Source organism: Curtobacterium sp. MCPF17_050 (assembly GCF_003224435.2).
In the GTDB taxonomy this organism is placed as follows: domain Bacteria; phylum Actinomycetota; class Actinomycetes; order Actinomycetales; family Microbacteriaceae; genus Curtobacterium.
This window is the reverse complement of the sequence record NZ_CP126250.1, coordinates 1,764,754-1,777,250: the sequence shown is the minus strand read 5'-3', so window position 1 is coordinate 1,777,250 and position 12,497 is coordinate 1,764,754. Positions and strand designations below refer to the sequence as shown.

The 12,497-nt window shown below is 70.4% G+C and carries 12 protein-coding genes; 7 read left to right on the top strand and 5 right to left on the bottom strand.

Annotated features, from left to right (window positions below):
* Positions 1–71 precede the first annotated feature (71 nt).
* From rapZ to DEJ34_RS08465, 7 genes are all read left to right on the top strand, one after another.
* Positions 72–959, top strand: coding sequence for an RNase adapter RapZ (gene rapZ / locus DEJ34_RS08495; protein ID WP_110825027.1), 888 nt, complete (start codon positions 72–74; stop codon positions 957–959).
* Between the two features lie 78 nt (positions 960–1,037).
* Entirely contained in the window at positions 1,038–2,018 is a 981-nt protein-coding gene (gene whiA / locus DEJ34_RS08490) for a DNA-binding protein WhiA (RefSeq protein ID WP_110825026.1), read from the top strand.
* 217 nt (positions 2,019–2,235) lie between these two features.
* Positions 2,236–3,240 (top strand): type I glyceraldehyde-3-phosphate dehydrogenase, encoded by a 1,005-nt coding sequence (gene gap / locus DEJ34_RS08485; protein WP_110910834.1) that lies wholly within the window; start codon positions 2,236–2,238, stop codon positions 3,238–3,240.
* A gap of 4 nt (positions 3,241–3,244) precedes the next feature.
* Positions 3,245–4,462 (top strand): phosphoglycerate kinase, encoded by a 1,218-nt coding sequence (locus DEJ34_RS08480; protein ID WP_110910835.1) that lies wholly within the window; start codon positions 3,245–3,247, stop codon positions 4,460–4,462.
* Entirely contained in the window at positions 4,459–5,238 is a 780-nt protein-coding gene (gene tpiA, locus DEJ34_RS08475; protein ID WP_110825215.1) for a triose-phosphate isomerase, read from the top strand. The genes DEJ34_RS08480 and tpiA overlap by 4 nt, the downstream gene beginning before the upstream one ends.
* A gap of 127 nt (positions 5,239–5,365) precedes the next feature.
* Positions 5,366–5,617, top strand: coding sequence for a preprotein translocase subunit SecG (gene secG, locus DEJ34_RS08470; RefSeq protein WP_110825023.1), 252 nt, complete (start codon positions 5,366–5,368; stop codon positions 5,615–5,617).
* A 1-nt stretch (position 5,618) separates the two neighbouring features.
* The gene (locus DEJ34_RS08465) at positions 5,619–5,981 is read left to right on the top strand and encodes an RNA polymerase-binding protein RbpA (RefSeq protein ID WP_110825022.1); all 363 of its coding nucleotides are present in this window, start codon (positions 5,619–5,621) and stop codon (positions 5,979–5,981) included.
* A 281-nt stretch (positions 5,982–6,262) separates the two neighbouring features.
* On the opposite strand, the gene pgl is transcribed toward DEJ34_RS08465, so the two are convergent.
* The 5 genes from pgl to tal all read right to left on the bottom strand — a co-directional run bounded on the left by pgl (position 6,263) and on the right by tal (position 12,364).
* Complete coding sequence (gene pgl / locus DEJ34_RS08460; RefSeq protein ID WP_110900205.1) at positions 6,263–7,033, bottom strand: 6-phosphogluconolactonase; 771 nt, start codon at positions 7,031–7,033, stop codon at positions 6,263–6,265.
* 119 nt (positions 7,034–7,152) lie between these two features.
* Positions 7,153–8,097: a glucose-6-phosphate dehydrogenase assembly protein OpcA gene (locus tag DEJ34_RS08455; protein ID WP_110900206.1), complete on the bottom strand. Its 945-nt coding sequence runs from the start codon at positions 8,095–8,097 to the stop codon at positions 7,153–7,155.
* The gene (gene zwf, locus DEJ34_RS08450) at positions 8,094–9,632 is read right to left on the bottom strand and encodes a glucose-6-phosphate dehydrogenase (RefSeq protein WP_110900207.1); all 1,539 of its coding nucleotides are present in this window, start codon (positions 9,630–9,632) and stop codon (positions 8,094–8,096) included. The genes DEJ34_RS08455 and zwf overlap by 4 nt, the downstream gene beginning before the upstream one ends.
* A gap of 18 nt (positions 9,633–9,650) precedes the next feature.
* Complete coding sequence (locus DEJ34_RS08445; RefSeq protein ID WP_110910836.1) at positions 9,651–11,249, bottom strand: phosphoglucose isomerase-related protein; 1,599 nt, start codon at positions 11,247–11,249, stop codon at positions 9,651–9,653.
* A 2-nt stretch (positions 11,250–11,251) separates the two neighbouring features.
* The gene (tal, locus tag DEJ34_RS08440; protein ID WP_110825017.1) at positions 11,252–12,364 is read right to left on the bottom strand and encodes a transaldolase; all 1,113 of its coding nucleotides are present in this window, start codon (positions 12,362–12,364) and stop codon (positions 11,252–11,254) included.
* Positions 12,365–12,497: the final 133 nt, after the last annotated feature.

The following is a 12,497-nucleotide window of genomic DNA, read 5'->3' as shown; positions in this document are numbered from 1 at the left end:
CCCGACCTGGGCCGGCGCTCGCACCGGCCGGGCGACCCGCCCGGCCCGACCACGACGGAGCTCCTTCGCAGATGACCGACACCACCTCCCAGCAGCAGCACGACGTGCTCATCGTCACCGGCATGTCCGGTGCCGGCCGGTCCACCGTGGGGAAGGCGCTCGAGGACCTCGGCTGGTACGTGGTCGACAACCTGCCCACCCAGATGCTCGGACCGCTCACGGACCTCGCCGACCGCGCGGGGGAGTCGATCCCGAAGATCGCGACCGTGGTCGACGTGCGTGGCGGCCGCTTCTTCACCGAACCGGAGCACGCCGTCCAGCAGGTCCGCGAGAGCACCAGTGCGCGGGTCCGCGTGCTGTTCCTCGAGGCCACCGACGAGGTCCTGGTCCGACGGTTCGAGCAGGTCCGCCGCCCGCATCCGCTGCAGGGCGAGGACACCCTGCTCGACGGCATCGCCCGGGAACGCGCGCGGCTGCTCGGGCTGCGGGAAGCGTCGGACATGGTCATCGACACCTCCGACCTGAACATCCACCAGCTCGCGAACGCGGTCACGGAGCGGTTCGCCGAGGACCGGTTCGTCGGTGTCCAGGTCACCCTGATGAGCTTCGGTTTCAAGTACGGTCTGCCCGCGGACGCCGACATGGTGGCCGACGTGCGCTTCATCCCGAACCCGTACTGGGTCCCGGAACTCCGGCCGCACACGGGCCTCGACGCGCCCGTCTCCGACTACGTCCTCGAGCAGCCGGGAGCCCGCTCGTTCGTCGAGCGCTACGCCTCCGTGCTCGAGCCGGTGTTCGAGGGGTACCAGCGGGAGAACAAAAGACACGCTACGATCGCCATCGGCTGTACCGGCGGCAAGCACCGTTCGGTCGCCATCGTCGCCGAGCTGGCGAGCCTCCTCCGCGGGATGCCCAACGTCGCCGTGCGTGTGAAGAACCGAGATCTCGGCCGGGAGTGACCGTCCCACCGGCTGTCTCCACACGCGTGCGCCCCGGGGCCGCGGAACCCCACCCCGAAGAACGTAAGGAATGATGCCGTGCCGTTGACTGCCGAGGTGAAGGACGAGCTGGCCAGGGTCGTCGTCAACCGGAACACGGTCCGCGCCGCCGAGCTCGCGACCGTCCTCCGGTTCGCGGGAGGGCTGCACGTCATCTCCGGCCGGATCGCGGTCGAGGTCGAACTCGACACCCGGATCATCGTGCACCGTGTCCGGAAGGACCTCGCCGAGCTGTACGGCGTGCGCAGCGAGGCCTCCGTCGGGTCGACCGCCTCGTCCCGGCGCGGCACCCGCTACCTCGTCCGCGTCCTCGAGGCCGGCGAGACGCTCGCCCGCCAGACCGGACTCATGGACGCCCGCCGTCGCCCGGTCCGCGGCCTGCCGAACCGCCTGACCACCGGCACCCGCGAGGACCTCGCCGCCATCTGGCGCGGCGCCTTCCTCGCATCCGGCACCCTCACCGACCCGGGCCGGGCCGCCGCGCTCGAGGTCACCTGCCCGGGCAACGAGGCCGCGATGGCGCTCGTCGGTGCCGCCTCCCGCCTCGGGATCGCCGCGAAGGGTCGGGAGGTCCGGGGCGTGCACCGGGTCGTCATCCGCGACGGCGAGGCCATCGGCCAGATGCTCACCGCGATGGGCGCCGCCCGGACGACCGCCGACTGGGAGGAGATGCGCCAGCGCCGCGAGGTCCGTGCCACCGCCAACCGGCTCGTGAACTTCGACGACGCGAACCTCCGCCGCTCGGCGCAGGCCGCCGTCGCCGCCTGCGCCCGCGTCGAGCGTGCCCTCGAGATCCTCGGCGACGACGTGCCCGACCACCTGCAGTACGCCGGGACCCTCCGGCTCGAGCACCGTGACGCCTCGCTCGACGAGCTCGGCCAGCACGCGGACCCGCCCATGACCAAGGACGCGATCGCGGGCCGGATCCGCCGACTGCTCGCGATGGCCGACAAGCGCGCGTCCGACCTCGGCGTGCCCGGCACCGAGGCGAGCGTGCCCGAGGAGCTCGAAGGCGCCTGAGCCCGGTCGTCCTCCGGACCCCCTCGGCCACCGGACACCGACCCGCACGGGTCGACGTCATGCAGGTGGTCCGAGGGGGTCCGACTGCTAGGGTCGTTCCGGCGACGTTACGGGGCGTATCGTCCACCACACGTGGGCCGGCCGTCGTCCCCGACGACGCCTCCACACTCCGAAAAGCAGCGCCTCCCGAGGCGCTCCACACCCAACAGGAGCTCCATTGACCGTCAAGATCGGTATCAACGGCTTCGGCCGGATCGGCCGTAACTTCTTCCGGGCCGCTCTGGCCAAGGGCAGCGACCTCGAGATCGTGGCGGTGAACGACCTCACCGACAACGCCGCGCTCGCGAACCTGCTCAAGTACGACTCGATCACCGGCAAGCTCGGCGTCTCCGTCGAGCTCGACGGCGACAACATCGTCGTCGACGGCAAGGCCATCAAGGTGCTCGCCGAGCGCGACCCCGCCAACCTCCCCTGGGGTGAGCTCGGTGTCGACATCGTCATCGAGTCGACCGGGTTCTTCACCAAGGCCGCCGACGCGCAGAAGCACATCGACGCCGGTGCCAAGAAGGTCATCATCTCCGCCCCGGCGACCGGTGACGACGTCACCATCGTCCTCGGCGTCAACGAGGACACCTACGACGCGGCGAACCACCACATCATCTCCAACGCCTCGTGCACCACGAACAGCCTCGCGCCGCTCGCCAAGGTGTTCCACGACGCGTTCGGCATCGAGCGTGGTCTCATGACGACGGTCCACGCCTACACCGCCGACCAGAACCTGCAGGACGGACCGCACAAGGACCCGCGTCGCGCCCGTGCCGCCGCCCTGAACATCGTCCCGACCTCCACGGGTGCGGCGAAGGCCATCGGCCTGGTCCTCCCGGAGCTCGCCGGCAAGCTCGACGGCTTCGCGCTCCGCGTGCCGGTGCCGACCGGTTCGATCACGGACCTGACGCTCGAGACCAAGTCGGACGTGACGGTCGACGACATCAACGCCGTCTACAAGGCCGCGGCCGAGGGCCCGCTCAAGGGGATCCTGCTCTACAGCGAGGACCCGCTGGTGTCCACCGACATCACGACGGACCCGCACTCCTCGATCTACGACTCGGGCCTGACCAAGGTCATGGGCAACCTGGTCAAGATCACCTCGTGGTACGACAACGAGTGGGGCTACTCGAACCGCCTGGTCGACCTGACCGAGTTCGTGGGCGAGAAGCTCTGACCTGATGGCTCTCCGCACCCTCGAGGACCTCGGCGAGCTCGCCGGCAAGCGCGTCGTCGTCCGCTGTGACCTGAACGTCCCGCTCAAGGACGGCACGATCACGGACGACGGCCGCGTGCGGGCGTCGCTCACCACGCTGAACACGCTGATCACCGCCGGTGCGCGTGTGATCGTCGTGTCGCACCTCGGTCGACCCGACGGCACTCCGGCCCCCGAGTACTCGCTCGCGCCGGTCGCCCAGCGGCTGTCCGAACTGCTGGCGAAGCCGGTCACCTTCGTCGGCGAGACCGTCGGCGACGAGGCGACCGCGGCCGCCGAGGCCCTCGAGGACGGTGACGTCCTGCTGCTCGAGAACCTCCGGTTCAACCCGGAGGAGACCTCGAAGGACGCCGCGGAACGCGCCGCCTTCGCCGACCGCATCGCCGCACTCGGTGATGCGTTCGTCTCCGACGGCTTCGGCGTCGTGCACCGCAAGCAGGCCTCGGTGTACGAGCTGGCCGCTGCGCTCCCGAGCGCGGCAGGACAGCTCATCGAGCAGGAGCTCACCGTGCTCGAGCGTCTGACGAAGGACCCGGAGCGCCCGTACACGGTCGTGCTCGGCGGGTCGAAGGTCAGCGACAAGCTCGGCGTCATCGACCACCTGCTGCCCCGCGTCGACACCATCTGCATCGGTGGCGGCATGCTCTTCACCTTCCTCGCGGCGCAGGGCCACGGGGTCGCGAAGTCGCTGCTCGAGCAGGACCAGCTCGACACCGTGCGCGAGTACCTCTCGCGCGCGACCGAGCTCGGCGTGACGATCGACCTGCCGACGGACGTCGTGGTGGCCTCCGGGTTTGCCGCGGACGCCGAGCACGAGACGGTCGCGGCCGACGCGATCGAGTCCTCGTCCTTCGGTACCGACGGCATCGGCCTCGACATCGGCCCCGAGACCGCGGAACGGTTCGCCGCAGCGGTCTCCTCGTCGAAGACGGTGTTCTGGAACGGCCCGATGGGCGTGTTCGAGTTCCCCGCCTTCGCAGCGGGTACGAAGACCGTCGCGCAGGCGCTGACCGAGGTCGACGGCCTCGGCGTCGTCGGTGGCGGCGACTCGGCAGCTGCCGTCCGCTCGCTCGGGTTCCGCGACGACCAGTTCGGGCACATCTCCACCGGCGGCGGGGCGAGTCTCGAGTTCCTCGAGGGCAAGTCGCTCCCCGGCCTCGAAGCACTGGGGTGGACGGCATGACCCGCACGCCGTTCATCGCCGGCAACTGGAAGATGAACCTGGACCACCTCCAGGCCATCGCCACGGTGCAGAAGCTCGCGTGGACGCTGAAGGACGCTCGGCACGACCACGCCGACGTCGAGGTGGCGGTCTTCCCACCGTTCACGGACCTGCGGAGCGTGCAGACGCTCATCTCGGCCGACAAGCTGCCGATCGCCTTCGGCGCGCAGGACCTGTCACAGTACGACTCCGGCGCGTACACCGGCGACGTGTCCGGCGCGTTCCTCGCCGCGCTCGATGCGCAGTACGTCATCGTCGGGCACTCCGAACGTCGCACCATGCACGGTGAGACGGACGAGGTCGTCGCGGCGAAGACGGCGGCGGCGGTCAAGCACGGCCTCGTCCCGGTGGTGTGCGTCGGCGAGACCGGTGAGCAGCGCGAACAGCGCGGCGCCGGTGTCGTGCCGGTCGAGCAGCTCGGGGTCGTCCTCGGTGCGGTGCAGCCCGCCGAGATCGTCGTGGCGTACGAACCGGTCTGGGCGATCGGCTCCGGCCAGGCGGCCACGGCCGAGCAGGCCCAGGACGAGTGCGCCGCACTGCGCCGTGGGATCGCAGCGGCGTGGGGCGACCAGGCCGCAGCCGACACCCGCGTCCTCTACGGCGGCTCGGTGAAGTCGGGCAACATCGCCGGCTTCCTCCGTGAGCCCGACATCGACGGCGCACTCGTCGGTGGCGCATCGCTCGACGTGCAGGAGTTCGCGGCGATCGCGCGCTTCCAGCAGCACGTGGGTCTCTAGAACGACCGCACGAGGCGCGACGGGTCCGCCCGTCGCGCCTCGTGCTGTGCACACACCCCGTCCGGGTCCGGAGCGCAGCCCGCGTGACCGGTATACTCGAATGGCTGACTGACACGAAAGGTACGTCGTGGCGATACTCTCCGTCGTGCTGCAGGTCCTGCTCGCGATCACGAGCCTCCTGCTCACGCTCCTCATCCTCCTGCACAAGGGTCGCGGTGGCGGCCTCTCCGACATGTTCGGCGGTGGTGTGACGAGCAACCTCGGGGCATCCGGCGTCGCAGAGCGCAACCTGAACCGCATCACCGTGATCCTCGGGCTCCTCTGGATCTCGAGCATCATCGTGCTCGGTCTCATCAACAAGTTCACGGCAGGGAGCTGACATGGCATCCGGAGGAAGCGCCATCCGTGGGTCGCGCGTCGGCGCCGGCCCGATGGGCGAGCAGGACCGCGGCGTCCAGGCCGAGCGCGTCGCGATCTCGTACTGGGACGCGATGGGCAACGAGGTCGTGCGGTACTTCGCCGCGAACCTCCCCGACGAGGAGATCCCGGAGACGGTCGACTCGCCTTCCACCGGTCTCCCGGCCGGTCGCGACAAGGAGAACCCGCCGCAGGTCGCGAAGACCGAGCCGTACAAGACGCACCTCGCGTACGTGAAGGAGCGTCGGACCGAGGAAGAGGCAGCGCAGCTCCTCGAGGACGCGTTGCAGCAGCTCCGTCAGCGCCGCGGCACCGCCGCCAAGTAGCAGCAGACGTCCGAAGGCCCCCACTCCGTCAGGAGCGGGGGCCTTCGTCGTCGGGGGACGTCGCCGCGGTCGTCCCGGTCGGTTCGGGCCGCGTCGAGGTCGCATGACATGCCGCGCGCCGTCCGCCGAGGTAGCACAGCGTGCTGCCTGCGGACGCATGGCACGGCAGTTCATGCGACCTCGACGAACGGCCACCAGCCCGCCCCGCCGGGGGCGACCCCACGACGGACGGGAGGCCCGGTACCAGCTGGTACCGGGCCTCCCGTCCGTCGTGCGGTGCGTCAGTAGGTCGACGCGATGAGGTTCTCCGGGACGTCGCGTGCAGCGTCCTGGTCGACGAAGAAGACGGTACGCTTGCGGCCCTGCACGCCGCCGACCGGGACCTCGTCCACGGCGGCACCGGCGAGGGCGAGGCCGAGCACGGATGCCTTCTCGGCGCCGGACAGGATCACCCAGACGCGCTGCGACGCGTTGATCACCGGGTAGGTGAGGGTCAGGCGCTGTGCCGGGGGCTTGGGCGAGTCGTCGACGGGCACGACCATGCGGTCGGTCACGCGGAGCTGCGGGAACTCCGGGAACAGCGACGCGGTGTGCCCGTCCGGACCGACCCCGAGCAGCGTGATGTCGAAACGGGGCGCGTCGGCGGAGTCGGGAGCGGCGTCGTGCAGCTCGCGCTCGTACTGCGTCGCGGCCTCGTCGATGGTGAGGCCGGCGTCCGACGTCGCCATCGGGTGGATGTTCTCGGCCGGGATGCTCACGTGGTCGAGGAAGTCCGTCTGCGTGCCGGCGTCGTTCCGGTCCGCGTCGCCCGCGGGCACCCAGCGCTCGTCGACCCACCAGACGTGGACCTTCGACCAGTCGACGCTCTCCTGCGCCTGCGACTGCCCGATCGCCGCGAGGACGAGCGTGGAGACCGAACCACCGCTGATCGCGATGTCGGCCCGTCCCTGCTCGTCGAGCACGTCGATGATCTTCGTGATGAAGCGTGCGGCGACGGAGGCGCCGAGGGCCTGCTTGTCGGGGTGCACCAGCACCCGCCGTTCGTTGGTCACGTGACTCCCGTGTTCGTGGTGCGGTCACCGGTGTGACCGCGGTCGGTCCGGCCGGCCGTCCGACCTGCCGACCTGACGGGCAGGGCGGGGGAGGACGGACGGTCGGACCGTGGCGGTGGTCAGCCCGCGATGCGTTCGCGGAGCTTGGCCACCCCGTGCTTGACGACGTCTCCGAAGAGGACGTCCGGGTCGAGTCTACGGAGTTCCTCGGCCAGGCAGTCGCGCAGGTTGCGGCGCGGCAGGGACAGGTCGTGCGTCGGCTGGCCGGGCATCGAGAGCGTCGCCACGTCGACCAGCGAGCGCTCGAGTTCGATGGTGCCGGAGTCGCGCACGAGCTTCACGCCGTGGATGCCGCTCGAACCCGTGGCCCGCGGCGAGGTCGTGACGTCGACCGGCACCTTGAGCTGCAGCCCGAGCCAGGCGGCGAGGAGCACCGTCGACGGGCTGTCGAACGCGCCGGAGACCTCCACCGCGGTGATCGGCTCGAACGGCGGCTGGTCGAGTGCTGCGGCCAGCTGGTTCCGCCACAGCGTGAGGCGGGTCCAGGCGAAGTCCGTGTCGCCGGGCGCGTAGGAGTCCGCGAGCGCCATGATCGCGCCGTTCGGGTCCTTCTGCGCCGCGGCGTCGGTGATCCGGCGCTGGGCGATCCGGCCGAGCGGCGAGACCGACGGCTTCTCCGGCGCGGCTTCCGGCCACCAGGCCACGACGGGCGCGTCGGGCAGGAGGAGCCCGGTGACCAGGCTCTCCTCGTCCGCAGCGGTCTCGCCGTAGGCGCGGAGGACGATGACCTCGCTGGCACCCGCGTCACTGCCGACGCGGATCTGCGCGTCGAGACGGCCGGGGGACGCGATGTCGCCCTCGTTCTTCGACACGATGACGACGCGCATCGGGTGCTCGCGGGACGCCTGGTTCGCGGCCTCGATCGCCTCTTCCTCGCGGCCGAGAGCGGTCGAGACGACGAGGGTGAGCACGCGACCGAGTGCGACGGCGCCGCCCTCCTCGCGGATGTGCACCAGGGTCTTCTGGATCTTCGAGACCGTGGTGTTCGGCAGGTCGATCTTCATGGACGCCTCCAGGTCCGACCGTCGCGTGCGAGGAGCTCGTCGGCCGAAGCCGGGCCCCACGTGCCGGGACGGTACTGTTCGGGCTGGCCCTGTGTCCGCCAGAACTCCTCGATCGGGTCGAGGATCTTCCAGGACAGCTCGACCTCCTGGTGCCGCGGGAACAGCGGCGGGTCACCGAGGAGCACGTCGAGGATGAGCCGTTCGTAGGCCTCGGGGGAGGCCTCGGTGAACGCGTGGCCGTAGCCGAAGTCCATCGTGACGTCGCGGACCTGCGTCCCGACGCCGGGGACCTTCGAGCCAAAGCGGAGCGTGACGCCCTCGTCCGGCTGCACGCGGATGACGAGCGCGTTCTGGCCGAGGGGCGACTGCTCGATGCCGAACACGTCCTCCGGCACGCGCTTGAACACGATCGCGATCTCGGTGACGCGGCGGCCGAGTCGCTTGCCGGCACGCAGGTAGAACGGAACCCCCTGCCAGCGGCGGGTCGCGATGTCGAGACGGATGGCCGCGAAGGTCTCGGTCGTGGACTCGGGGTTCATGCCCGCTTCCTCGAGGAACCCGAGCACCTTCTCGCCGCCCTGCCACCCGCCGGCGTACTGCCCGCGGCTGGTCGCCGAGGACAGGTCCTCGGGCAGGCGGACCGCGGAGAGCACCTTCTCCTTCTCGGCACGGAGGTGTCCGGCCTTGAACGAGACGGGCTCCTCCATCGCCGTGAGGGCGAGGAGCTGCAGCAGGTGGTTCTGGATGACGTCCCGCGCCGCACCGATGCCGTCGTAGTAGGCGGCACGTCCGGCCACGCCGATGTCCTCGGCCATCGTGATCTGCACGTGGTCGACGTAGTTCGAGTTCCAGATGGGTTCGTACATCTGGTTCGCGAACCGGAGCGTCAGGAGGTTCTGGACGGTCTCCTTGCCGAGGTAGTGGTCGATGCGGAACACGTCGTCGGGCGCGAAGACGCTCTCGACGATCGCGTTCAGTTCGCGGGCCGTGCGGAGGTCCGAACCGAAGGGCTTCTCGACCACGACCCGGCTCCACGACCCGTCGCGCTTCTCGGTCAGCCCGGACAGCTTGAGCTGCTCGGTCACGACCGGGAACATCTTCGGCGGGATGGACAGGTAGAACGCGTGGTTCCCGAGGGTCCCGCGTTCGGCGTCCAGGGTGTCGACCGTCTCCTTGAGGAGCGTGAACGCCTCGGGGTCGTCGAAGGACCCCTGGACGAAGCGGATGCCCTGTTCGAGCTGACGCCAGACGTCCTCGTCGAACGGGGTCCGCGAGTGCTCCTTGACGGCGTCGTGGACGAGCTGGGAGAAGTCCTGGTCCTCCCAGTCACGCCGAGCGAACCCGACCAGCGCGAAGCCGGGCGGCAGGAGCCCCCGGTTGGCGAGGTCGTAGACCGCGGGCATCAGCTTCTTGCGGGAGAGGTCTCCCGTGACTCCGAAGATGATGAGGGTGCTGGGACCCGCGATCCGGTTCAGTCGACGGTCCGTGGGCAGCCGGAGCGGGTTGTGCTCCGGGGTGATCGCCACCGGTGACATGTCGGTGAACTCCTTTGATCAGGTGGTGACTGCAGCCGTGATGACCGCCGTCGCTGCGGGGAGGTCCCGCGTCGACAGGGTCAGCACCGGGCGGCCGTGTTCGGCGAGGACACTCGCGTCGCCGGCGGCCTGGGCTCGGATGAGCCGACCGAAGGTGAAGGGGCGGCCGGGGACGGCCAGGTCGTCCTGCTCGTCGGAGACGATCTGCAGGAAGACGCCGTTCGCGGGACCGCCCTTGTGGTACTGGCCGGTCGAGTGCAGGAACCGGGGCCCGTACCCGAAGGTGACGGGACGGCCCGTGCGCTCGGCGAGGAGGTCGCGGAGGGCCTCCAGGCCGTGGCCGGCCGAACGGTCGACGTACGCCTGCACGGCCAGGTAGCCGTCCTCGCTGACAGCAGCCAGGAGGCTCGACACGGCCTGGGTGAGCGTCGCGCCGGTCTCGAGTCCGCCGGTCGCGGAGACCGCGATGCCGTCGTCCTCGAACGAGGGGGCCGTCGTCTCGGCGGCGGGCGCGTCGAGCAGCGCCCGGGCCGCGACCTTGGCGGCCTCGACGTCGGGCTGGTCGAACGGGTTGATCCCGAGCAGGCGCCCGGCGACCGCGACCGCGTACTCCCAGACGAGGAACTGCCCGCCGAGCGTGCCCGTGATCTCGACCTCGCCGGCGGCGACGTGCCGTTCGTCCTCCCGGGAGCCCACCAGCCGGACGACCTGCAGGTCGGGCAGACCCGCGGTCACCTCGGGGGAGTCGACGTCGAGGACGACCGGCAGCAGCCCGCGGCCGTCCTTGCCGGTCGACTCGGCGATGAGCTGTTCGACCCAGTCGCCGAAGCCGAGGATGTGCGTCCCGTCCGCGACGATCCCGATCTTGTCCCGGAGGGGAGCCGTCCCGCCGAGGACCGCTCCGAGCACGAGCCCGGGGTTCTCGTCGGTGTCGACCGCGAGGAGCACCGAGATGGCGTCGGCCTCGTCGAGCAGTTCGGCGATGTCGGCTCCGGCCAGACCGGCGGGGACGAGCCCGAACGCGGTGAGCGCGGAGTACCGACCGCCGACCGTGGGGTCGGCGGTGAAGACCCGGTGACCGGCCTCGAGTGCCGTCTCCACGAGCGCGGAGCCCGGGTCGGTGACGACGACGATCCGTCCGGCGGGGTTGATCCCGGCGTCCTGGAACGCCTGCTCGAACACCCGGCGCTGCGAGTCCGTCTCCACCGTCGAACCGGACTTCGACGACACGACGAGCACCGTGCGCTCGAGGTCGGTCAGCGCGGCGCGGACCTGCGCGGGATCGGTGGAGTCGAGGACGACGAGCGGGACCCCGGCCGTGCGGGTGATGACCTCTGGCGCGAGCGACGAGCCGCCCATGCCGGCGAGCACCACCCGGTCCACGCCCTGGGCGAGCAACTGCTCGCGCAGCGCGGCGACCTCGGCGACGAGCGGACGGGAGACGGAGACCGCCTCCACCCAGCCGAGGCGCTTCGACGCCTCGGCTTCCGCGGCGGGGCCCCACAGGGCGGCGTCCTGCGCCGTGATCCCGGACGCCACCAGGTCGGTGACGAGGCGCGGGACCACCGTGTCGATGGCCCGCGCCGCGTCACCGCTGGCGGCGATGGAGACGGTCACTCCTACTTGGCGTTCTCGAGCGCGGTCTGGACCGTGTCGACGAGCTCGCCCCACGAGACGTTGAACTTCTCGACGGCTTCCTTCTCGAGCAGCGCGACGACGTCGTCGTAGTCGACACCGACGGCAGCGAGCTGGTCCATGACCTGGTTCGCGTCGTCGAAGGTGCCGGCGATCGCGTCGCCGTGGACCTCGCCGTGGTCGAACGTCGCCTCGAGGGTCTTGCCCGGCATCGTGTTGACGGTGTTCGGGGCGGCGAGCTCGGTCACGTAGAGCGTGTCGGGCAGCGACGGGTCCTTGACGCCGGTCGAGGCCCACAGCGGGCGCTGCGTGTTCGCGCCGGACTCGAGCAGGCCGAGGGCACGCTCGGTCGCGAAGGCCTGGGTCCAGACCTGGTAGGCGAGCTGGGCGTTGGCGATGCCCGCCTTGGACTTGAGCGCGGTGGCCTCGTCGGAGCCGATGGCGTCGAGACGCTTGTCGATCTCGGAGTCGACGCGCGACACGAAGAACGACGCGACCGAGTGGATCTTCGACAGGTCGTGACCGGCGGCCTTGGCCTTCTCGAGCCCGCCGAGGTAGGCGTCGATGACGGCGCGGTAGCGCTCGAGCGAGAAGATCAGGGTGACGTTGACCGAGATGCCCGCACCGATGACCTCGGTGATGGCCTCGAGGCCGTCGACCGTCGCCGGGATCTTGATGAGGACGTTCTCCTTGCCGACCTTGTCGAACAGGAACTTCGCCTGCTCGATGGTCTTCGCCGTGTCGTGCGCGAGACCCGGCTCGACCTCGATCGAGACGCGGCCGTCGAAGCCGTTCGAGGAGGCGTAGATCGGGGCGAAGATGTCGGACGCGTCGGCGACGTCACGCGTCGTGATCTCGAAGATCGCGTTGGTCACGTCGGTGCCGGCCGCGGCCAGCTCCTTGACCTGCGCGTCGTAGCGCTCGCCCTTGGCGAGGGCCGAGGCGAAGATCGTCGGGTTGGTGGTGACGCCGACGACGTTGCGGTCCGCGATGAGGTTCTCGAGACGACCGGTCTCGAGGAGCTCGCGGGACAGGTCGTCGAGCCAGATGCTCACGCCGACGGCGGAGAGGGCTTCGGTGGGAGTGGTGTCAGTCATTCGCTTCTTCTCTTCTTCGTTTCGTTCGTCGGCTGCTCGAGCCGGGGTCTGTGCGGGGGACGTGCCCCCGGGACGGGAGGTCCGTGGCGGAGTCGCCGCGGGCCTCCCGTGCGGAAGGGCCGGGCCCGGAGTC